This window comes from Ensifer adhaerens (genome assembly GCF_013283195.1).
GTDB lineage: Bacteria > Pseudomonadota > Alphaproteobacteria > Rhizobiales > Rhizobiaceae > Ensifer > Ensifer adhaerens_G.
On sequence record NZ_JABEKT010000006.1, the window covers coordinates 101,024 to 121,949 of the forward strand.

Annotated in this window: 18 protein-coding genes; 11 read left to right on the plus strand and 7 right to left on the minus strand. The window is 62.5% G+C overall.

Annotation, left to right across the window (positions count from 1 at the left end):
* Positions 1–22: 22 nt before the first annotated feature.
* On the minus strand, positions 23–1,273 hold the full coding sequence (locus LPJGGPFB_RS31830; protein ID WP_345791100.1) for a Zn-dependent hydrolase: 1,251 nt from the start codon (positions 1,271–1,273) through the stop codon (positions 23–25).
* A gap of 284 nt (positions 1,274–1,557) precedes the next feature.
* Between LPJGGPFB_RS31830 and LPJGGPFB_RS31835 the strand changes: the two genes are divergently transcribed.
* Complete coding sequence (locus LPJGGPFB_RS31835) at positions 1,558–2,211, plus strand: TetR family transcriptional regulator C-terminal domain-containing protein (protein ID WP_173423913.1); 654 nt, start codon at positions 1,558–1,560, stop codon at positions 2,209–2,211.
* Between the two features lie 218 nt (positions 2,212–2,429).
* On the opposite strand, the gene LPJGGPFB_RS31840 is transcribed toward LPJGGPFB_RS31835, so the two are convergent.
* The 4 genes from LPJGGPFB_RS31840 to LPJGGPFB_RS31855 form a co-directional block, all read right to left on the minus strand.
* Complete coding sequence (locus tag LPJGGPFB_RS31840; RefSeq protein ID WP_234903169.1) at positions 2,430–3,359, minus strand: DMT family transporter; 930 nt, start codon at positions 3,357–3,359, stop codon at positions 2,430–2,432.
* Positions 3,360–3,511: 152 nt separating this feature from the next.
* Positions 3,512–5,188, minus strand: coding sequence for an adenylate/guanylate cyclase domain-containing protein (locus LPJGGPFB_RS31845; protein ID WP_173423914.1), 1,677 nt, complete (start codon positions 5,186–5,188; stop codon positions 3,512–3,514).
* 139 nt (positions 5,189–5,327) lie between these two features.
* A complete protein-coding gene (locus tag LPJGGPFB_RS31850) occupies positions 5,328–5,699 on the minus strand; it encodes a VOC family protein (protein ID WP_173423915.1) in 372 nt (123 codons plus the stop codon).
* 45 nt (positions 5,700–5,744) lie between these two features.
* Positions 5,745–6,644 (minus strand): LysR family transcriptional regulator, encoded by a 900-nt coding sequence (locus tag LPJGGPFB_RS31855; protein ID WP_173423916.1) that lies wholly within the window; start codon positions 6,642–6,644, stop codon positions 5,745–5,747.
* Between the two features lie 106 nt (positions 6,645–6,750).
* Here LPJGGPFB_RS31855 and LPJGGPFB_RS31860 point away from each other — a divergent pair, with 106 nt between their 5' ends.
* Positions 6,751–7,773, plus strand: coding sequence for a zinc-dependent alcohol dehydrogenase family protein (locus LPJGGPFB_RS31860; protein ID WP_173423917.1), 1,023 nt, complete (start codon positions 6,751–6,753; stop codon positions 7,771–7,773).
* 107 nt (positions 7,774–7,880) lie between these two features.
* On the opposite strand, the gene preA is transcribed toward LPJGGPFB_RS31860, so the two are convergent.
* Both preA and LPJGGPFB_RS31870 read right to left on the minus strand, forming a co-directional pair.
* Positions 7,881–9,194, minus strand: a complete 1,314-nt coding sequence (preA, locus tag LPJGGPFB_RS31865; RefSeq protein ID WP_173423918.1) for an NAD-dependent dihydropyrimidine dehydrogenase subunit PreA — start codon at positions 9,192–9,194, stop codon at positions 7,881–7,883.
* A 20-nt stretch (positions 9,195–9,214) separates the two neighbouring features.
* Positions 9,215–10,576 carry an NAD(P)-dependent oxidoreductase gene (locus LPJGGPFB_RS31870; RefSeq protein ID WP_173423919.1) on the minus strand — a complete coding sequence of 454 codons (1,362 nt, stop codon included), beginning with the start codon at positions 10,574–10,576 and terminating at the stop codon, positions 9,215–9,217.
* Between the two features lie 313 nt (positions 10,577–10,889).
* Here LPJGGPFB_RS31870 and LPJGGPFB_RS31875 point away from each other — a divergent pair, with 313 nt between their 5' ends.
* The 9 genes from LPJGGPFB_RS31875 to LPJGGPFB_RS31915 all read left to right on the plus strand — a co-directional run bounded on the left by LPJGGPFB_RS31875 (position 10,890) and on the right by LPJGGPFB_RS31915 (position 20,798).
* A complete protein-coding gene (locus LPJGGPFB_RS31875) occupies positions 10,890–11,843 on the plus strand; it encodes a sugar-binding transcriptional regulator (RefSeq protein WP_173423920.1) in 954 nt (317 codons plus the stop codon).
* Between the two features lie 209 nt (positions 11,844–12,052).
* Positions 12,053–13,363, plus strand: a complete 1,311-nt coding sequence (locus LPJGGPFB_RS31880) for an ABC transporter substrate-binding protein (protein WP_173423921.1) — start codon at positions 12,053–12,055, stop codon at positions 13,361–13,363.
* A 138-nt stretch (positions 13,364–13,501) separates the two neighbouring features.
* Positions 13,502–14,374: a carbohydrate ABC transporter permease gene (locus tag LPJGGPFB_RS31885; protein ID WP_173423922.1), complete on the plus strand. Its 873-nt coding sequence runs from the start codon at positions 13,502–13,504 to the stop codon at positions 14,372–14,374.
* A 5-nt stretch (positions 14,375–14,379) separates the two neighbouring features.
* Complete coding sequence (locus tag LPJGGPFB_RS31890) at positions 14,380–15,210, plus strand: carbohydrate ABC transporter permease (RefSeq protein WP_112810627.1); 831 nt, start codon at positions 14,380–14,382, stop codon at positions 15,208–15,210.
* Between the two features lie 11 nt (positions 15,211–15,221).
* Positions 15,222–16,223 carry an ABC transporter ATP-binding protein gene (locus LPJGGPFB_RS31895; RefSeq protein ID WP_173423923.1) on the plus strand — a complete coding sequence of 334 codons (1,002 nt, stop codon included), beginning with the start codon at positions 15,222–15,224 and terminating at the stop codon, positions 16,221–16,223.
* Positions 16,220–16,993 (plus strand): L-iditol 2-dehydrogenase, encoded by a 774-nt coding sequence (locus LPJGGPFB_RS31900; protein ID WP_173423924.1) that lies wholly within the window; start codon positions 16,220–16,222, stop codon positions 16,991–16,993. The genes LPJGGPFB_RS31895 and LPJGGPFB_RS31900 overlap by 4 nt, the downstream gene beginning before the upstream one ends.
* Positions 16,994–17,033: 40 nt before the next feature.
* Entirely contained in the window at positions 17,034–18,518 is a 1,485-nt protein-coding gene (locus tag LPJGGPFB_RS31905) for a mannitol dehydrogenase family protein (RefSeq protein WP_173423925.1), read from the plus strand.
* Between the two features lie 6 nt (positions 18,519–18,524).
* Complete coding sequence (locus LPJGGPFB_RS31910) at positions 18,525–19,193, plus strand: HAD family hydrolase (RefSeq protein ID WP_173423926.1); 669 nt, start codon at positions 18,525–18,527, stop codon at positions 19,191–19,193.
* A 21-nt stretch (positions 19,194–19,214) separates the two neighbouring features.
* Positions 19,215–20,798 carry an FGGY-family carbohydrate kinase gene (locus LPJGGPFB_RS31915; RefSeq protein WP_173423927.1) on the plus strand — a complete coding sequence of 528 codons (1,584 nt, stop codon included), beginning with the start codon at positions 19,215–19,217 and terminating at the stop codon, positions 20,796–20,798.
* Positions 20,799–20,926: the final 128 nt, after the last annotated feature.

A 20,926-nucleotide genomic window follows, 5' to 3' on the forward strand; every position in this document is an offset into this window, starting at 1 on the left:
AACTTTCGTCCCGCCCACAAACTCATTCGACGATTTCGGCCGTTTCGACGACGGCGTGGAAGAGAACGTCGGCTCCGGCGCCTGCCCATTCCCTGGAGATGTCCTCCGCCTCGTTGTGGCTGAGGCCACCGACGCAGGGGCACATGACCATGGTCGCCGGTGCGACCTTGGCGGCCCAGCAGGCATCGTGCCCGGCGCCGGAGATGAGGTTCATGTGGCTGTAGCCGAGCCTTTCGGCGGCGTTGCGCACGGCGGTGACGAGCTTCGGATCGAAGGTCACCGGCTCGAAATGGCCGATGGCCTCGACGGAGCAGCCGACGCCGAGTGCATCGGCGATCTCAGGCGCTTCGGCCTCGATCTTGGCGCGCATGCGGTCAAGCTTGGCCTTGTCGGGCGAGCGGATGTCGACGGTGAAGACCACCTTGCCGGGCAGCACGTTGCGCGAGTTGGGCGAAAAGACCACCTGGCCGACGCCGCCGACGGCGCCCGGCTGGTTTTCCATGGCCACGGCCTGGACCATTTCGATGATGCGCGACATCGCAAGTCCGGCATTGACGCGCATGTTCATCGGGGTCGAGCCGGTATGGGCCTCGCGCCCGGTCAGCGTGAACTCCAGCCACCACAGGCCCTGACAGTGTGTGACGACGCCGATATCCTTGTTTTCGGCTTCGAGAATCGGGCCCTGCTCGATGTGGTATTCGAAATAGGCGTGCATCTTGCGGGCGCCGACCTCTTCGCCGCCAACCCAGCCGATGCGTTTCAGTTCGTCGCCGAAGGTCTTGCCTTCCGGGTCCTTGCGGCCATAGGCAAAGTCCTGGCTGTGCACGCCGGCAAAGACGCCGGAGGCGAGCATGGCGGGTGCGAAACGTGCGCCTTCCTCGTTGGTCCAGTTGGTGACGACAATGGGGTGTTTGGTCTTGATGCCGAGATCGTTCATGGAGCGAACGACCTCAAGGCCCGAGAGCACGCCGAGCACGCCGTCGAATTTGCCGCCGGTCGGCTGCGTGTCGAGATGGGAGCCGACATAGACGGGAAGGGCATCGGGGTCGGTGCCGGGGCGGGTGAAGAACATGTTGCCCATGGTGTCGACGCCCATGGTGAGCCCCGCCTGATCGCACCAGGACTGGAAAAGCTTGCGGCCTTCACCGTCCTCGTCGGTCAGCGTCTGGCGGTTGTTGCCGCCCGCGATGCCCGGGCCGATCTTGGCCATGTCCATCAACGTATCCCACAGGCGGTCGGCATTGACGCGCATGTTCTCGCCAGGTGCTGCCACGGCGGTCTCCTCATTCTTTCGGGCCGCACCTTGGGTGGCGCATGCCGCTTATGTTCCCTTGGTCAAATCCAGGCTTGGTTTTTTCTGGTGCCCTTCGATCAGTCGTTGCCTTTGCTGGCGAACTGGCTGATAATTTGACCGGTTGGTAAACATTACAACTTCCGTTGCGGCACTCAAGCCGGAAAAACAAAAAAACGAAGTTGTTGCCCAAAAAGATGGCGGCGCCGAAATTTGGGCAGAGACGACCTGTGCGGATCAGCGCGCAGGCACCGGCAGGGGGCGAGATGGTACTTCCGAGAGCGGCCAGGACCCAGAGGCGTACACGCATCCAGGAGGAGAAGGAAGAGCGCATTCTGGAGGCGGCGCTGGAGGTGTTTTCCGCCCACGGCTTTCGCGGCGCAACCGTCGACCAGATCGCCGATGTCGCCGGCATGTCAAAGCCGAACCTGCTCTATTATTTCCGCACCAAGGACGCGATGCACCGGGCGCTGATCGATCGCGTGCTCGACACCTGGCTCGACCCGTTGCGCGCCTTTGACGCGGAGGGAAACCCGGTCACCGAAATCCGCAGCTACATCAGGCGCAAGCTGGAGATGGCGCGCGATTTCCCGCGCGAAAGCCGGCTCTTCGCCAACGAAGTGCTGCAGGGCGCCCCGCATATCGAGGACGAACTGAAAGGGCCGCTGAAGGAACTCGTCGACGAGAAGGCGGAGGTTATCCGTTCCTGGGCCAAGGCAGGCAAGATTGCCAAATGCGACCCCTACCACCTGATCTTCGCGATCTGGTCGACGACGCAACACTATGCCGACTTCGACGTGCAGGTTCGCGCCGTGCTCGGGCAGGGCAATTCCGGCGAAGGACGGTTCGAGGATGCGGCGCGTTTTCTCGAGCGCCTGTTCGTCGACGGGCTGCAGGTCAGCGAGCAGCCCGCTTCCTAGAGCGTTTCCGATTTAGACGGAAACACAGAAACGCTCTATGTCTCTGTTTTTACGCATTTCCCGACGGAAAACCGCTCCGCACTTTTCCTCGAAATGCTTTAGAGCATGTCGCGCAAAAGTGTGCCGCGGTTTTGCGATGACGACATGCGCAAAAACAATAACTTAAAGCGCGCCAAGCGAATCTGAAAGATCACGACGCGCTTTAAAGCGTTCCGGGATCAATCCGGTAGCAGCGCCATCAGCGCCAGCCCGCAGGCCGTCGTCAAAGCGCCTGCGAGAACCGGCAGGCTTACCCAGCCATGGCCGAGAATGCCTTCAAGCAGAATGATGAAGCTCGGCGTCAGATAGCCGTAGCCAAGGACCTTCGACGAAGGCAGCCGCAGGGATGCGTATTGCAGCAACAGGAAGGTGATCGCTGTGGTGACGACCGCGAGATAGACGACGGCAATCCAGACGATGGCCGGCAGGCTGGCGAAATCGGTTGTGGCAAGGCCGGCAGCGCCGGGCACAAGCAGCCACGGCACGGTGCAGGCGGCGACCCAGAAACCGAAGGCAAAAGGGTTTTCCTTGCGGTCGAACTTGCGGATCAGCGGCACGTAGATCGCGTGACAGATGACGCCGACGAAGAAGATCAGTTCACCCTGGCCGATGTCGAAGGCGAGGATCGCCTGGATGTTTGCGCGAAAGATCACCCAGACGGCGCCAAGTGCGGCGATGATCAGGCCAGCGAGCACGCCGGGCCGCGTGTGCTGGCCGAGCAGCAGGAACGCGAAGCCCGCGCTCAAGAGCGGCATCAGCGTGAACACGGCGCCTGTCGACACCGGATCGGTAAACTCCAGCGCCTTGAACATCGTCAGCATGTAGACGGCGATCAGCCCGCCGAGGATGAGGAAGCGCCACAGCTGTTTGGGAATCTGAAACGGCACTCGGGCATAGCCGAAGGTGAGGGCGCCAAGCACGACAACGGTCAAGAGGTAGCGCCAGAGCGTCAGCGGACCCGCACCCATGTGCTGTGCCGCCAGGCCGCCGAAGGAGAAGGAGCCGGCAATCAGCGCCGAAAAGGTCAGCATCGCCAGATGCGCCTTGAGCTTTTCGACGCCCTTGGCGTGGCTCTGGTGCGCCGTTTTCGGCGAGACGTCCTGTTTCATGCTGGCTTCCGGAACTGGAGATGGCGAGGGATGCGCGTGCCCACGCACCTATAGAGCATTTCCGGTGTAAACGGAGTCATAGTAACGCCCTATCGCTTTGTTTCTACGCATTTCCTGACGGAAAACCGCTTCGCACTTTTCCTGGAAATGCTCTAAGCCGGAGCCGGTGACGGTTGCAAGGCCTTGGCGATATCGCCGGCGTCCTCAACGATCCAGGTTTCGAGCGTCGCCTGGCGTCCGCGAAGGCTGATGTCGAGCCGCTTGTGCGCATCCATCACCACGCCGGCACGGTTGACGAGTTCGGCCGAGACGGCGAGCTGGGCGTCGTGCTCCTTGGCAAGGCCCTCGAGGCGGCTGGCGGTGTTGATGGTGTCACCGACGGCGGTCAGCGACGTTGCCTGGCCGTAGCCGATCTCGCCGATGATGGCCGGGCCGGCATGCATGCCGATCGCGATTCTGAGCGGCTCGTCGAGTTCGCCCTCGAAGGTCTGGTTGAGCGCGTCGATACCCTTGGAGATGCGGACGGCGGCTGCCAGCGATTGCTGGCAAGCTTCGGTGAAGGAACTCTTCAGCCCGAAGATCGCGAGCGCCCCGTCGCCGATGAACTTGTCGATGACGCCGCCGGAATCCTCCACCGCCTCGCCGACCATCTCGAAGTAGCGGTTCAAGAGGAAGACGGTATCGAAGGGCAGCTTGTGCTCGGCGATGCTGGTAAAGCCGCGCAGGTCGCAGAAGAGCACGGCGATGCGCCGCTCGCGGCCTTCGCCGTCCTGTCGCACCAGCTGCTTCTTGATGCCGATGCTGTCGGTATCGAGGATGGGAACGACGGTGACGTTGTGGACGGGGCGGAACTGGCAGGCAAGCCGCACATTGTCCGGTGCGCCGATCCGCGTCAGCGTCGTCAACTCGGCATCCTCCGGCCCCGGGTTTCCTTCAAGGCCCTGGATCACCCGCACGCGGCAGGTGGAGCAGCGGCCGCGGCCGCCGCAGACCGAGACATGCGGAATGCCCGCGGCGCGGCTCGCCTCCAGCACACTGAAGCCGAGATTGACGGTGGCGACGCGGCCATCGGGATAGCGGACGCGAATGCGCCCACCCTTGGGCAGGATGCGCAGGATGAAGGTTCCGCCGATCAGACCGGCAAAGCCGAGGTAGAGGCCGAACCGGATGTCTTCGAGCAGGTTGACGTCGTAGGCCGGTCTGATTTCGGCCCTGTCGCCGTAGCCGCCATGCTCTTCGTAGACACGTTCGAGCGAGCGGGCGCCGCTGAAGAAGCCGAGCAGCGCGAAGATCGGTACGAGGATGGCGACCGTATAGAGCAGGATTTCATAGCGCGGAAACCAGGTGCGCCCGCGCATCCAGAACCAGGCGCCGAGACAGCCGTGGCTCCAGGCGAGCAGCAGGGCCAGCGACTGTCGGGTGGTATTGGTCCAGCTCGACCAGAGCGCGCGCAGCATGCCGGGATAGTCGGCTTCCACGCCGGTCAAAAGCGGCTCGACCCGCGTCGCGGTGACGTGGCCGATGAGCAGGAACGGCAGGCTGAGGCCGAAGACGATCTTCAGCGCCTCGCGCATCGGCATGCGTAGCGTCTGGCGCCGGTAGAGGCTGTCGAGCGCCATGATGAAATGCGCGAGCAGCGCGCCATAGAGCAAGATCGTGCCGGGCACACTATGCCAGACGACGTTGAAGACCTTGCGGCCGGCTTCCATGGCCTCGACGGAGATCAGGCCGAGCGAGTGGTTGAGAAAATGGGCAAGGATAAACGTACCAAGCACTGCCCCGGAGACGAGGTGAATGCGCTTGCGTCTATTGGCGGAAATGATCGTCAAATAGCGAGCCCAGCTCTGCCGGCGAGACGCCGGCTTCGGTTCTTTCCCCCTTTATTATCCAGATCGCATACGCCGACAACTTACCTTTTCTACACAATCTGTTTCGTTATCGTGTCTTGCGCGTCATCGGTCGCCGGCGCTATTCGGCGGGGTTCGGCTGCCAGAGTTCGATCGGGTTGCCCTCGGGGTCGTGGAGCCTGGCGAAGCGGCCGTTCGGATAGGTTTGCGGATCGGTCGTCACCTCGATGCCCGCAGTGCGCAGTTGCTCGACCATCGCGTCGAGATCGTCGACGCGAAAGTTGACCATCCACATTTGTTCTCCACGGCCGAAGTAATCGGTATCGCGCTTGAACGGCGCAAAGACGGTGCTGCCGGCGCGCTGCTGCCAGCAACTGTCGTCGTAGCTCGAAGGCACGGTCTCTATGCCGAGGTGGGCCTGGTACCAGGCCGCGAGCCGGTCCGGATCGTCGCTGCGGAAGAAAAGCCCGCCGATTCCTGCCACTTTCTGCATGTCGATTGCCTCCCTGACCTGAGTCCGCGGCGGCTGCCGTTGCCGTCATTCCATCATGGGCGGCAGGCGCGCGGCAAGCGTATCGATGAGCAGGCGCAGCTTAGGCGGCATGTATTGGGTTTTCGGCCAGACGACGTAGGCGCCGTAGGAGAGGGCGGGCGCATCGGCAAGTATCCGCACGAGCGAACCGGAGGCGATGCGGCTGCCCACAAGCCAGCATGGCAGCCAGGCGATACCGAAACCGTCAGCCGCCGCATCGGCGATCGACGTCAGGTCGTCGAGCCGCAATCGCGCCGGCGGGGTGACGGCCTGCGTCTGGCCGGCCTTGGCCGGAAAGGACCAGGCGAGGGGTTGACCGCTGCGCCGGTAAAGGATGGCCTGATGCGCCATCAGGTCTTCAATCGTCTTCGGGGCGCCGTTCGCTTCGATATAGGCCGGAGAGGCGCAGACGATCATGCGCTGGTCGGCGATCTTGCGCGACATCAGTTCGGGATCGCTCCGCAGCGGGCCGGAGCGGATGGCCAGATCGAAGCCATCCTCGATGAGGTCGACGTTGCGGTCGCTGAAGTTGAGGTCGAATTCCAGGCGGGGATGCAGCCGCAGCAGTTCGGACAGAAGCGGCATGACGCATTGGCGGCCGAAATGCACCGGCATCGACAGGCGCAGGCGCCCCTGTATCTGCTGCTTGCCGGATTCCAGCAGCGCCTCGCCAGCCCTGATTTCACTGAGCGCCCTCAAGCAGTTCTCGTAGAACAGCTGACCCTCGTCGGTCAGGCTTTGCGTGCGGGTGGTGCGATGAAACAGGCGAACGCCGAGCCTCTGTTCCAGCTTGGCGACCGTCTTGCCGACGGCCGAGCGCGAGAGATTGAGCCTTTCGGCGGCTGCCGAAAAACCACCGGCGTCTGCTGCTTCCACAAACACCGAAACGCCATTGAGATAGCTCATTTTTGTATCCCTCAGGGAACCAATATGACGAAATCATATCGCAACTGGAGAGATAATTTCAACGCTATGCTTTTTCCATCAGATCAATCCAATGAAAGGAAAGACCATGGCAAGACTGATGAAGCAGTGGACGATCGATGCGCTGGGCGCTCAGAACCTCAAGCTCGTCGAACGTCCCGTTCCGGAGGCGGGCCCGGGCGAAGTGCTCGTTCGAACCACCGCCATATCGCTCAACTTTCGCGACAAGCTGGTGCTCGAAAACGGCATGGGCATGCCGCTTGCCTTCCCCTTCGTACCGGGCTCCGACATGGCCGGCGTGGTCGAAGCGGTGGGCAGCGACGTGACGCGCTTTCGAGCCGGCGATCGCGTCATTTCCGTCTTCGATCCCACCTGGATCGACGGGCAAAAGCCAGGGACTGCGCGTCACCCGACCTCGTTTGCGCTCGGTGGTCTCAATCCCGGGGTCGCGTCGGAATATGTCGCCTTCCCTGAGGACTGGTTCGTGCACGCGCCTGAGAGCATCGATGACGGTGAGGCCAGCACCTTGCCCTGCGCCGGTGTGACGGCATGGTATGCTCTGGTCGAAAAGGGACGGCCGAAGGCCGGCGACCGCGTCGTCGTGCAGGGGACGGGCGGCGTTTCGCTGTTCGGGTTGCAGATCGCCAAGGCGCATGGCGCTGAAGTCATCGTCACGTCGGCAAGCCGTGACAAGCTTGAGCGTGCGCTTGCTCTCGGCGCCGACCACGGCATCGATCGCTTGAACGAAGATTGGGTCGAGCGTGTGCTTGAGATCACCGGCGATCACGGTGCCGATCATATCCTGGAGCTCGCCGGTGGCGCCAATCTCGGCCGTTCGCTGGAGGCGGTGGCTGTGCAGGGGAGGATCTCGCTTATCGGTGTACTGGAGGGCGCGGAGATCTCGGCGCCGGTGCCGCCGGTGCTGCTGAAATCTCCGGTCATTCAAGGCATCGGCGTCGGCCATCGCCGGGCGCTGGAGGATCTGGTGGCTGCTGTCGACCAGACCGGCCTGAAGCCCGTGGTCGATGCGCGCTACCGGTTCGAGGATTTCGGCGACGCGCTGGCACATCTTGATCGCGGTGCCTTCGGCAAGGTGGTTGTCGAGGTGTGAGGCGCCTTTGACAACAACGCCGCCGGATTGTTGCTCCGGCGGCGTTTTTCGTGGGCTAAAGCGGTTCCAGGAACCCGCTGCGGTTTCCTGGAACCGCTTTCGCCTGCCTATTCCGCGGCCTGGCGGGCCATCGGATTGTTCGGATGCGTTGTCCAGTTGGCATAGTTCGGATCGACCGGCTTGCCGGTGCGCTGATCCATGCTGCCTGCCGGCAGCTCTTCCATGGTAATGCAGTTCTCGACGGGACAGACGTTGACGCAGAGATTGCAACCGACGCACTCGTCTTCCATCACCTCGAAATGGCGTACGCCATTGACGAACTGGGTAATCGCCTGGTGCGACGTGTCCTCGCAGGCGATGTGACAGCGGCCGCACTTGATGCAGGAATCCTGATCGATCTTGGCCTTGGCGATGTAGTTGAGGTTGAGGTACTGCCAGTCGGTGACATTCTGCACGGCGCGGCCGGTGATGTCGTCGAGGTTGCGGTGCCCCTTGGCATCCATCCAGTCGGAGAGGCCGGAGATCATTTCCTGGACGATCTTGAAGCCGTAGGTCATCGCCGCGGTGCAGACCTGCACGTTGCCGGCGCCAAGCACCAGGAACTCGGCCGCGTCGCGCCAGGTGGTGATCCCGCCGATGCCCGAGATCGGCAGGCCGTAGGTCTCGGGATCGCGGGCGATCTCGGCGACCATGTTGAGGGCGATCGGCTTGACGGCCGGGCCGCAATAACCGCCATGGGTGCCCTTGCCGCCGACCGTCGGGTTCGGTGCGAAGTTGTCGAGATCGACGGAGACGATCGAGTTGATCGTGTTGATCAACGACACGGCATCGGTGCCGCCGGCCTTGGCCGCCCGCGCCGGCTTGCGCACGTCGGTAATATTCGGCGTCAGCTTGGTGATGACGGGCATGCGCGTGTACTGCTTGCACCAACGCACGACCATCTCGATATATTCCGGCACCTGGCCGACCGCGGCACCCATGCCGCGCTCGGACATGCCGTGCGGACAGCCGAAGTTAAGCTCGATGCCATCGGCGCCGGTTTCTTCCACCAGCGGCAGGATTGCCTTCCAGGCCTCTTCCTCGCAGGGCACCATGATCGATGCGATCAGAGCCCGGTCCGGCCAATTCATCTTGACCTGCTTCATTTCCCGCAGGTTCACATAGAGGTCGCGGTCGGTGATGAGCTCGATGTTGTTGAGGCCGAGCAGCCGGCGGTCGGCGCCCCAGATCGCGCCGTAGCGCGGGCCGTTGACGTTGACGACGGGCGGTCCTTCCTCGCCGAGCGTCTTCCAGACGACGCCGCCCCAGCCCGCCTTGAAGGCGCGCTCGACGTTATAGGCCTTGTCCGTCGGCGGCGCGGAGGCCAGCCAGAACGGGTTCGGGGATTTGATGCCGACAAAATTGTTGCGTAGATCAGCCATTGTTCCGTCCTCCCGATCCGTTATGCAACGGCGCTCGCCTGCGGCATGGCCGCGGCGAAAGCCCGGTTGATCGCTTCGGCTGCATCGCGCCCATTGGCGACGGCCGACACTGTCAGGTCTTCGCCACCCACAACGCAGTCGCCACCGGCCCAGACATTGGCAAGCGATGTCTTGCCTTCCGCATCGACAACGATGCGGCCACCCTCGAACGCAAGCGAGCCGAGGCCCGATGCCTCGAAGGTCTGACCGATCGCCTTGAAGATCTGGTCTGCGGCTATGATACCCGTTTCGCCGGTCGCGGTCAGCTTTCCATCAACGAGCGTGGTGTATTCGAGCTCGATGCCGGCGACCTTGTCGTCCTTCAGCGCGATGCGCTTGGGCTGGAGCCAGTGACGGATGGTGACGCCCTTGGACGCTGCCAGGTCCTGCTCGAATTCCGACGCGTTCATGTGCTCCTTGCCGCGGCGGTAACAGATCGTCACCTCCTCGGCGCCGAGCAGCTTTGCCTGGACGGCTGCGTCGATGGCGGTCATGCCGCCGCCGAGAACGACAATGCGGCGACCGACGGCAATGTCGGCCTTGGTCTTCGACTGGCGAAGGGCGGCGATGAAGTCGACGGCATCATCGACGCCTTCCGCATTTTCGCCTTCGATGCGCAACGCGTTGACGCCAGCAAGGCCGAGTCCGAGGAAGACGGCGTCATACTGCTCGCTCAGGTCTGCAAGCGAGAAATCGCGGCCGAGCGCCTGGCCGTGACGAACTTCGATGCCGCCGATCGACAGGACGTAGTCGACTTCGCTCTGGGCAAAATCGTCGACCGACTTGTAGGCGGCGATGCCATATTCATTGAGGCCGCCGGATTTCTCCCGGGCGTCATAGATGACGACCTCGTGGCCCTTGATCGCAAGGCGGTGGGCGCAGGCAAGCCCTGCCGGGCCGGCGCCGACTACGGCAACCCTTTGACCGGAGGAGGCGGCGCGGGCGTAGAACTGTTTGTTCTCTTTCATCGCGATGTCGGTCGCATAGCGCTGCAGGCGGCCGATCTCGACCGGGCGCTCCTCGGCCGTGTTGCGCACGCAGGCCTGCTCGCAGAGCGTTTCGGTGGGACAGACGCGGGCGCACATTCCGCCCAGAATATTCTGGTCGAAGATGGTCTTGGCCGAGCCGATGGGGTTGCCCGTCGATATCTGCCGAATAAACAGCGGGATATCGATGGAGGTGGGACAGGCCGTCATGCATGGCGCGTCATGACAGAAATAACAGCGGTCGGATGCGACCAATGCCTCGTGCCTGTCGAGGGCTGGATGGAGGTCGGAGAAATTGGTTTCGTAGTCCGCGAGCGGCAGGCGGCCGCCGAGGATCCCAGATTGCGTCGTTCCCATTTTTGGCTCCCAATGTTTTCTCAGGATGATGGAACGGTAACACGCTTTATTTTTTTATCAAACGGTAAAAGTTTGCCGTTGAAATGACCTGAAAGCCTTGTGCTCCGGGACTTTGCCGTAGACGTGCCAAGTGCTTGTTCTTGAGCGCTGTTTGACAGGGCAGGGCAAATAGTGGCAGCAAATCAGAGCGGGATGAGGAAAAGTGTGTGCGGGTTTCCGCCCGCATCCGGATCTAGCTCAGGGAAGCGATCACGATGTTTTTGGGTGAATCCGACCCCAAGACGTCGCGATCGCGGGGGAACGGAGAATTGGCATGGCGCGCAGGGCTGAGGCGAACAACAGGCTTGACGATGCTGCCCGCGCGGGCTGGCTCTACTATGTCGCCGGCCGCACACAAGACGAGATCGCCACGGTGATGGGCATCTCGCGCCAATCGGCGCAGCGGCTGGTGTCGCTCGCCATGGCCGAGCGCCTGATCAAGGTCCGGCTCGATCATCCGATTGCCGCATGCCTTGAGGCCGCCGAACGGCTTCGCGAAAGATACGATCTCAGACATGTGGACGTGGTGCCCAGTGATCCTGGCTCGAGTTCGACAACGGTCGGCATCGCTGAAGCCGGAGCTGCCGAGATCGAGCGCTGGCTCAAATTGCCCGAGCCCCAGGTTCTGGCGATCGGCACCGGCCGCACCCTGAAGGCGGCGATCGACCAGCTGCCGGCGATGGAATGTCCGCAGCATCGCATCGTGTCGCTGACCGGCAACATCGGGCTCGACGGCTCGGCCGCCTATTACAACGTCATCTTCAGCATGGCTGATGCGGTCAAGGCGCGGCATTTTCCGATGCCGTTGCCGGTGCTCGCCTCGTCGGCGGAGGAGCGTGCGGTGTTGCACAGCCAGAGCCTCGTCCAAGTGGCGCTGAAGCTCGGTGCGCAAGCCAATGTCGCCTTTGTCGGCGTCGGCGAGCTCGGCCCCGACGCACCGCTTTGCCAGGACGGGTTTCTGTCCCAGGACGAAATGGGGCAGTTGACGAAATCGGGTGCAGCCGGGGAGATCTGCGGCTGGATGTTCGACCAAGACGGCGCGTTGATGGCCGGCAGCTTCAACGATCGCGTCGCCTCGGTTCCGCTCCCATCCCGTGACAATGCCTCGGTGATCGGTCTCGCCAAGGGACGGCGCAAATACGAGGCGCTCAGGGCCGCGCTCAGGGGCCGGATCATCAACGGCATCATCACCGATGAGGCGACTGCCGCCTATCTGCTCAACGCCTGATCGCACTGTCTCTGCTTGGGAAGGGCCGGCCATGCGCCGGCCTTTGCGCGTTCATATGATCGCCTGCTGATAAAAAATCCGCAATCAAAACAGCCCCGTACCGTCTCTGTTTGCAGCGCAGCAACGAAAGCGGATTGACATTCTTTTGCGATAAGTGAGTAATTGCCCATGAGCGAGGCAAATGCTCAATTTCTTCTGGGAGGAAGTCGATGAATTTGAGAACTTTCCTGCTGGGCACATGCTCGGCAGTCGCACTGTCAGGTCTGGCCCAAGCAGAAACGCTGACCATTGCGACCGTGAACAACGGCGACATGATCCGGATGCAGAAGCTGACGGATGATTTCACGTCCAAGAATCCGGACATTACGCTCGAGTGGGTAACGCTCGAGGAAAACGTGCTGCGCCAGCGCGTGACGACGGATATCGCCACCAAGGGCGGCCAGTACGACATCATGACCATCGGCACCTACGAAGTGCCGATCTGGGCCAAGCAGGGCTGGCTGCTGCCGCTCGACAATCTCGGCGCCGACTATGATGTCGACGATCTGTTGCCGGCGATCCGCTCGGGCCTGACCATCGACGGCAAGCTCTATGCCGCACCGTTTTACGGCGAAAGCTCGATGGTGATGTACCGCAAGGACCTGTTCGAGAAGGCTGGGCTGACCATGCCCGACGCGCCGACCTGGGACTTTATCGCTGAGGCAGCCCGCAAGATCACCGACAAGAACAACGAAGTCTACGGCATCTGCCTGCGCGGCAAGGCGGGCTGGGGCGAGAACATGGCGTTCCTGACGGCAACCGCGAACGCGTTCGGCGCGCGCTGGTTCGACGAGAACTGGAAGCCGCAATTCGACCAGCCGGAATGGAAGAACGCGCTCGACTTCTACGTCAAGCTGATGAACGACGCCGGACCGCCCGGAGCATCCTCGAACGGCTTCAATGAAAACCTGTCGCTATTCCAGACCGGCAAGTGCGGCATGTGGATCGATGCGACGGTTGCAGCCTCGTTCGTGACCAACCCGAAGGAATCGACGGTGGCTGACAAGGTGGGCTTTGCGCTTGCGCCTGACACCGGTCTTGGCAAACGCGGCAACTGGCTCTGGGCCTGGAACCTCGCCATTCCCGCCGGTTCGCAGAAGGTGGCAGCGGCCGAAAAGTTCATCGCCTGGGCAACGGGCAAGGACTATCTGAAGCTGGTTGCCGACAAGGAAGGCTGGGCCAACGTTCCCCCGGGCACGCGCACCTCGCTCTACGCAAACCCTGAGTACCAGAAGGCAGCGCCGTTTGCGAAGATGACGCTCGACTCGATCAATGCCGCCGATCCGAAGAACCCGGCCGTCAAGCCGGTGCCCTATGTCGGCGTGCAGTTCGTGGCGATCCCCGAATTCCAGGGGCTCGGCACGGCGGTCGGCCAGCAGTTCTCGGCGGCCCTTGCCGGTCAGATGAGCGTCGACGACGCGCTTGCCAGCGCCCAGACACTGACCGAACGCGAAATGACCAAGGCCGGTTACATCAAATAGCGCTCCCAAGGGCCCGGGGTGCCGGCCGCAAATGGCTGGCGCCCCGGTAATTTCCCTCAAGTCGGGCCTGCGCGGGATCACGCGCCGGCCCGACCCGATCTCGAAACAGCGTTGAATTCCGTCATTTGGGGGGACGCCATGGCGACCTTGCACACCCGCTCCGCCGCGCGCCTGATGATCGCGCCCTCGGTGCTTCTGCTTCTGGCCTGGATGATCGTTCCGCTGGCCATGACGATCTATTTCTCGTTCCTGCGCTACAATCTCCTGATGCCGGGAATGGAAGAGTTCGCGGGCTTCTCGAACTACAAGTACTTCCTCACCGATCCGGCCTTCTTCCACGCGATCTTCAACACACTCGCCATCGTGCTCGGCGTGCTGTTCATCACCGTCGTCGGCGGCATCGCGCTGGCGCTGCTGCTGGACCAGCCGATGTTCGGGCAGGGGATCGTGCGCATCCTGGTGATCGCGCCGTTCCTGATCATGCCGACCGTCGCGGCACTGGTGTGGAAGAACATGTTCATGAACCCGGTCAACGGGCTGTTCGCCTGGGTGGCCAAGCTCTTCGGGCTGCAACCCTTCGATTTTCTCGCCAATGCACCGTTGATGTCGGTGATCCTCATCGTCGCCTGGCAGTGGCTGCCCTTTGCGACACTGATCCTTTTGACGGCGCTGCAATCGCTCGACGAAGAGCAGAAGGAAGCAGCCCAAATGGACGGCGCCAGCGCCTGGAGCCGCTTCATCTATCTCGTGCTGCCGCATCTCTCCCGCGCCATCACCGTGGTCATCCTGATCCAGACGATCTTCCTGCTCTCGGTCTTTGCGGAAATCCTGGTGACGACCAATGGCGGCCCGGGCACGCAGAGCACCAACCTGACCTTCCTCGTCTATGCGCAGGCCTTGCTGCAGTTCGACGTGGGCGGCGCATCCGCCGGCGGCATCATCGCCGTCATCCTCGCCAACATCGTCGCATTCTTCCTGATGCGCATGATCGGCAAGACGCTGGAGGCTTGAGACCCATGGCACGCAATGTCTCCACCCGAAGAAAGATCGTCGTTACCGTCGTCGCCTGGACGATCGGCATCCTGATCTTCTTCCCGATCCTCTGGACGTTCCTGACGAGCTTCAAGACCGAGGCAGAGGCGATCGCCTCGCCGCCGTCACTGTTCTTCTTCGACTGGACGACGGAGAACTACCATGAGGTGCAGAGCCGATCGAATTACTTCCTGCACTTCATGAACTCCGTCGTCGTCTCCTTCGGCTCGACGCTGATCGGCCTGATCATCGCCATTCCGTCTGCCTGGGCGATGGCGTTCTCGCCGACCAAGCGCACCAAGGACGTGTTGATGTGGATGCTCTCCACCAAGATGATGCCGTCGGTCGGCGTATTGGTGCCGATGTATCTGTTGTTCCGCAACACCGGCCTGCTCGATACCCGCACCGGCCTCGTCATCGTGCTGACGCTGATCAACCTGCCGATCATCATCTGGATGCTCTACACCTATTTCAAGGAAATCCCCGGCGAGATCCTGGAAGCGGCACGCATGGACGGTGCTTCTCTGTCGAAGGAGATCATCTATGTGCTGACGCCGATGGCGATCCCCGGCATCGCCTCGACACTGCTGCTCAACATCATCCTTGCCTGGAACGAGGCGTTCTGGACGCTCAACCTCAGTGCCGCGAAGGCGGCGCCGCTGACGGCTTTCATCGCCTCATACTCAAGCCCCGAGGGCCTGTTCTACGCCAAGCTTTCGGCGGCCTCGACCATGGCGATCGCCCCCATCCTCATACTCGGCTGGTTCTCGCAGAAACAGCTCGTGCGCGGCCTCACCTTCGGCGCGGTCAAATAAGGGATACGACAATGGGAAACATAACGCTCAGAAACGTCTCGAAGGTCTTCGGCGCCCATGCCGTCATCCCGTCGATCGACCTCAACATCAACGACGGCGAGTTCGTCGTCTTCGTCGGCCCGTCGGGCTGCGGGAAGTCCACGCTCCTGCGGCTGATCGCCGGGCTTGAAGATGTGAGCGATGGCGAGATCGTCATCGACGGCAAGAACGCCACCGAGCTACCACCCGCACAACGCGGCCTGTCGATGGTGTTCCAGTCATACGCGCTCTATCCGCATATGAGCGTGCGCTCGAATATCGGGTTTCCGTTGAAAATGGCGAACGAGGACAAGGCCGTCATCGACAAGAAAGTGGCCGATGCTGCGCGCGTTCTCAATCTCACCGACTACCTCGACCGCAAACCGCGGCAGCTCTCGGGCGGTCAGCGCCAGCGCGTCGCCATCGGCCGGGCGATCGTGCGTCAGCCGAAGGCGTTCCTGTTCGACGAGCCGCTTTCGAACCTCGACGCTGCCTTGCGCGTCAACATGCGGCTGGAAATCAGCCAACTGCACCAGGACCTGAAGACGACGATGGTCTACGTCACCCACGATCAGGTGGAGGCCATGACCATGGCCGACAAGATCGTGGTGCTCAATCGCGGCCGCATCGAACAGGTCGGCTCGCCGCTCGATCTTTATCACAAGCCCGACAATCTCTTCGTCGCCGGTTTCATCGGTTCGCCGCGCATGAACTTCGTGTCCGGTGCGCCGGCCGCCGCCTACCAGGCACACACAATGGGCATCCGGCCGGAGCATCTGGTGCTGTCCAAGGAAAGCGGCACCTGGGGCGGCACGGTCGGGGTTGCCGAGCACCTGGGCTCGGACACCTTCCTGCATGTCAACGTCGACAATATCGGAACGATGACGGCGCGCGTCGGCGGTGATTTCGCTGTCACTCACGGTGATCGCGTGTTCCTGACGCCTGACGCCCAGCGCGTCCACAGGTTCGACGACAAGGGGTTGGCAGTTCGATGAAACGTCTTCACGGGAAAAGCGCGCTGATCACCGGGTCTGCGCGGGGTATCGGTCGCGCTTTTGCCGAAGCCTATGTGCGCGAAGGCGCCCGGGTGGCGATTGCCGACATCAACATGGCGCGGGCGCGTGAGACAGCCGCGGAGATCGGACCGAGCGCCTATGCCGTCGAAATGGACGTCACGCAGCAGGGCTCGATCGACGCGGCGATAGCATCGGTCGTTACCGAGGCCGGTGGTCTCGACATCCTCGTCAACAATGCCGCGCTCTTCGATCTCGCGCCGATCGTCGAAATCACCCGCGAAAGTTATGACCGGCTGTTTTCGATCAATGTGTCGGGAACGCTGTTCACGATGCAGGCGGCCGCCAAACAGATGATCGCCCAGTGCAGGGGCGGCAAGATCATCAATATGGCAAGCCAGGCAGGGCGTCGCGGCGAGGCACTGGTCGCGGTCTATTGCGCGACCAAGGCGGCGGTCATCAGCCTGACCCAGTCGGCCGGGCTCGACCTGATCAAGCATCGCATCAACGTCAACGCCATCGCTCCGGGCGTGGTCGACGGCGAACACTGGGACGGCGTCGACGCGCTGTTTGCCAAATACGAGAACCGCCCACGCGGCGAGAAGAAGCGGCTCGTGGGTGCCGAAGTGCCCTACGGGCGCATGGGAACGGCCGAGGATCTCACGGGCATGGCGATTTTTCTCGCGTCAGCCGAGAGCGACTACGTGGTGTCGCAGACCTACAACGTCGATGGCGGCAACTGGATGAGCTGAGGTCCGTCTCTCAGACGATGCCTTCAAAAGGAACGGGATCATGACGACCAAACTTTCTCTTGCCGCGCTCGATGCGGTCAAGGCCAAGGCCGGTGTGCCGAGCTACGATCGTGCCGATCTCAAAGCCGGCATCGTGCATTTCGGTGTCGGCAACTTTCACCGCGCCCATCAGGCCGTCTATCTCGACGATCTCTTCAATGCCGGACACGACCATGACTGGGCGATCGTCGGGGCCGGTGTCTTGCCGTCCGACGAACAGATGCGGGCAAAGCTTGCGGCGCAGGATTTCCTGACAACGGTGGTCGAGCAGGACAACAACCGCACCGGTGCCCATGTGACCGGCGCGATGATCGATTACCTGAAGCCCGGGGATATCGCGGGCATCGTCGCCACGCTTGCCGATCCGGCGATCCGCATCGTTTCGCTGACGATCACCGAAGGCGGCTACTTCATCGACCCAGCCTCCGGCGTCTTTAACCCGACCCATCCTGATATTGTCGAAGATGCGCAGAAACCGGCTTCTCCGAAGACGGTCTTCGGCCTTGTCGTCGCAGGCCTGAAGGCCCGCCGGGACAGGCATATCCCGCCGTTCACCGTCATGTCCTGCGACAACATTCCGGGCAATGGCGAAGTAACGCATGCGGCGGTCTCGGGCCTCGCGCGGCTCTTCGACCCTGATTTCGCAGACTGGATCGATGCCAATGTTGCCTTTCCGAACGGCATGGTGGATCGCATCACGCCGGCCACCGGCGCACGCGAAATCGGCATCGTGGCGACCGAGTACGAGATCGAGGACGCCTGGCCGGTGTTCTGCGAAGAGTTCAAGCAATGGGTGCTGGAAGATCATTTTCCGCAGGGGCGTCCGGCACTCGAAAAGGTCGGGGTACAATTCGTGCCTGATGTCGCGCCTTACGAGCACATGAAGATCCGCATCCTCAATGGCGGCCACGCGGCGATCGCTTACCCGGCCGCCTTGCTCGACATTCATTTTGTGCACGAGGCGATGGAGGAGCCGCTGATCCGTGCCTTCCTCGCCAAACTTGAGCGCGACGAGATCATTCCCGTCATTCCGCCGGTTCCGAACACCGATCTCGGCGATTACTACAAGTTGATCGAGACCCGCTTTTCCAATCCGAAGATCGGCGACACGATCCCGCGGCTGGCGCAGGATGGCTCCAACCGGCAACCGAAATTCATCCTGCCGTCGACATCCGACCGGTTGGCGCGGGGCGAGGATGTCGTCGGTCTGGCGTTGGTCTCGGCACTCTGGTGCCGCTACTTCGCCGGCACCACCGACAGCGGCAAGGCGATCGTCTTCAACGACCAGAACGCCGATCGGCTTCAGGCGGCGGCGGCGGCCGCCAAAGAGGATCCGATGGCTTTCCTGGCATTGTCGGACATCTTCGGCGAAGTCGCGCGAGCCGATCTTTTCCGCAAGCGCTTCCACCAAGCATTGAAAACCCTTTGGGAAAAGGGTACGCGCGCTACGCTCCAGCTTTATCTGGACGGCAAGCTTGGGGAGTAGGGTATCATGGCGGACGGCGCGTCCAGGCTGGTGATCTTCGATTGCGATGGCGTGCTGGTCGACAGCGAACCGATCTCGCTCGAAGTCCTGGTCGATGTGCTCTCGTCCGCTGGCGTATCGATGACGACGGAGGAGGCGACCGAACGGTTTCTCGGCCGCAGCCTCAAGAGCATGTCCGCCATCCTCCACGACGAGTACGGCCTGGCGACCGACGACGCCTTTCTCGATGACATGCGCACGCGGCTCTACCAGCGGTTCCGCTCGGAGCTGCAGCCGATCGCCGGCATCCGCCGTGCGGTCGAAGAGCTTGGCGTTGCCTGTTGCGTCGCCTCGTCCAGCCAGCCGGAACGCATCCGGCTATCGCTGACCGTCACCGGTCTGATCGATCTTTTCGAGCCGAACATCTTCTCTGCGACGATGGTCAAACATGGCAAGCCTGCGCCCGACCTGTTTCTGCTGGCGAGCCGGGAGATGGGCTATGCGCCCGAGGACTGTATCGTCGTCGAGGACAGTCCGGCCGGTATCGAGGCGGCGCATGCCGCCGGCATGCGGGCTTTCGCTTTCGCCGGTGGCGGGCATGCGCGCAACGACCGGCATAGGCAGACGCTGGCCGAGCTCAGCCCGGACGTGCTGTTTGACGACATGGGCGAATTGCTACAGTTTGTCCGCCAGTAACAGGGACGGGGACCTCCATTGATGCGTGAATTCGTCGTTGCGGTCGATGTCGGTACCGGCAGTGCCCGCGCGGGTATCTTCGACCGGGCCGGCAGGCTGCTGGCACGTGCCGACCTGCCGATCGCCATGAACCGGCCGGAGGAAAATCATGCCGAACATGATTCGGACGATATCTGGAGAGCCGTCTGCGGCTCGGTGAGGGCTGCCCGAGACAAGGCCGGCATCGCGGCAGAGGATATCGCTGCCATCGGTTTCGACGCGACGTGCTCGCTCGTCGTTCGCGACCGGGACGGGGCGCCGCTTTCCGTCAACCGGAAAGGCGAGGGCCGCTGGGACACGATCGTCTGGCTCGATCATCGGGCGCTTGAGGAAGCCGATTTCTGCACCGCAACCGGACATCCGGTTCTCGATTTCTCCGGCCGCGTCATGTCGCCGGAGATGGAAATGCCGAAGCTGATGTGGCTCAAGCGAAACTTGCCGGCCCAATGGGAGAAGGCGGGTTACTTCTTCGATCTTGCCGATTATCTCTCCTGGCGGGCGACGGGCAGTGCGGCACGCTCACGCTGCACATTGACGGCGAAATGGAACTATCTCGCCCATGAGAAACGCGGCTGGCAGGCGGACTATCTCGAACGCATCGGCCTTGAGGACCTGCTGACGCGAGGCGGATTGCCGGAGGAAACGCTGCCGGTCGGAAGCTCGGTCGGTGGCCTGTCGGCGGAAGCTGCAGCAGACCTTGGCCTGGATACCGGCTGCCAGGTAGCGCCGGGATTGATCGATGCCTATGCCGGCGCGCTCGGCGTTCTCGGCGGTTTTGTCGGAGAGCCGGAAAAACTCGAGCGGCAGCTGGCGCTGATCGCCGGAACATCGAGCTGCATCGTCGCCTTCTCCAAGGATATGAAGCCCGGCTTCGGCATGTGGGGACCCTATTTCGAGGCCGTGCTGCCCGGAGCCTGGCTGATCGAGGGTGGGCAATCGGCAACCGGCGCGCTGCTCGATCACATCGTGCGCATCCATGGCGGCGGACTGGAGCCGACGACCGAGACCCATGGCCGCATCATTGCGCGCGTCCAGGAACTGCGCGCCCTGCACGGAGCACAATTTGCCGAGCGGCTGCACGTCCTGCCGGACTTTCACGGCAACCGCTCGCCGCTTGCCGATCCGCACGGCCTCGGTGTCATCAGCGGCCTGCCGTTCGATTCGTCGTTCGATGCGCTTTGCCGGCTTTACTGGCGCACCTGTGTCGCGATCGCGCTCGGCATCCGCCATATCCTAGAAACGATGCGTGAGGTCGGCTATGAGCTCGATACGCTTCACGTCACGGGCGGCCATGTTCGCAACGCCCTTCTGATGGAGCTTTACTGCGATGTCACGGGGTGCCGGGTCGTGGCACCGGATGCACCTGACGCCGTGCTTCTCGGCACGGCGATGGCGGCAGCCGTCGCCGGTGAGGTTCACGCCGATCTCGCGGCATCCGGCGTTGCCATGGCATCGGGCGGGCAGGAGCGATTGCCGAACGCTCAGATGCGCGACATCTACGATCGCGACTACCGCCGCTTCCTTGCGCTCTACCGCCATCGGGACGAACTCGACGCGCTTCAATAAAAATGATCGGCATACGCGAAACGCCGGGAACCTTTGCTTGCGTCACGCATTTTATCTGCAGACCGGACGGTGGCGCGCATCGCCCCCAATGTGGCGCCGGAGGTAATCCGCCGGTTTACAACTCACAC

What these genes read in the sequence shown, in the direction of transcription:
- LPJGGPFB_RS31835 (WP_173423913.1), top strand. Translation starts at nt 1,558, where the DNA reads ATGGTACTTCCGAGAGCGGCCAGGACCCAGAGGCGTACACGCATCCAG.
- LPJGGPFB_RS31840 (WP_234903169.1), bottom strand. Translation starts at nt 3,359, where the DNA reads ATGAAACAGGACGTCTCGCCGAAAACGGCGCACCAGAGCCACGCCAAG.
- LPJGGPFB_RS31850 (WP_173423915.1), bottom strand. Translation starts at nt 5,699, where the DNA reads ATGCAGAAAGTGGCAGGAATCGGCGGGCTTTTCTTCCGCAGCGACGAT.
- LPJGGPFB_RS31855 (WP_173423916.1), bottom strand. Translation starts at nt 6,644, where the DNA reads ATGAGCTATCTCAATGGCGTTTCGGTGTTTGTGGAAGCAGCAGACGCC.
- LPJGGPFB_RS31860 (WP_173423917.1), top strand. Translation starts at nt 6,751, where the DNA reads ATGGCAAGACTGATGAAGCAGTGGACGATCGATGCGCTGGGCGCTCAG.
- preA (WP_173423918.1), bottom strand. Translation starts at nt 9,194, where the DNA reads ATGGCTGATCTACGCAACAATTTTGTCGGCATCAAATCCCCGAACCCG.
- LPJGGPFB_RS31870 (WP_173423919.1), bottom strand. Translation starts at nt 10,576, where the DNA reads ATGGGAACGACGCAATCTGGGATCCTCGGCGGCCGCCTGCCGCTCGCG.
- LPJGGPFB_RS31875 (WP_173423920.1), top strand. Translation starts at nt 10,890, where the DNA reads ATGGCGCGCAGGGCTGAGGCGAACAACAGGCTTGACGATGCTGCCCGC.
- LPJGGPFB_RS31880 (WP_173423921.1), top strand. Translation starts at nt 12,053, where the DNA reads ATGAATTTGAGAACTTTCCTGCTGGGCACATGCTCGGCAGTCGCACTG.
- LPJGGPFB_RS31885 (WP_173423922.1), top strand. Translation starts at nt 13,502, where the DNA reads ATGGCGACCTTGCACACCCGCTCCGCCGCGCGCCTGATGATCGCGCCC.
- LPJGGPFB_RS31890 (WP_112810627.1), top strand. Translation starts at nt 14,380, where the DNA reads ATGGCACGCAATGTCTCCACCCGAAGAAAGATCGTCGTTACCGTCGTC.
- LPJGGPFB_RS31895 (WP_173423923.1), top strand. Translation starts at nt 15,222, where the DNA reads ATGGGAAACATAACGCTCAGAAACGTCTCGAAGGTCTTCGGCGCCCAT.
- LPJGGPFB_RS31900 (WP_173423924.1), top strand. Translation starts at nt 16,220, where the DNA reads ATGAAACGTCTTCACGGGAAAAGCGCGCTGATCACCGGGTCTGCGCGG.
- LPJGGPFB_RS31905 (WP_173423925.1), top strand. Translation starts at nt 17,034, where the DNA reads ATGACGACCAAACTTTCTCTTGCCGCGCTCGATGCGGTCAAGGCCAAG.
- LPJGGPFB_RS31910 (WP_173423926.1), top strand. Translation starts at nt 18,525, where the DNA reads ATGGCGGACGGCGCGTCCAGGCTGGTGATCTTCGATTGCGATGGCGTG.
- LPJGGPFB_RS31915 (WP_173423927.1), top strand. Translation starts at nt 19,215, where the DNA reads ATGCGTGAATTCGTCGTTGCGGTCGATGTCGGTACCGGCAGTGCCCGC.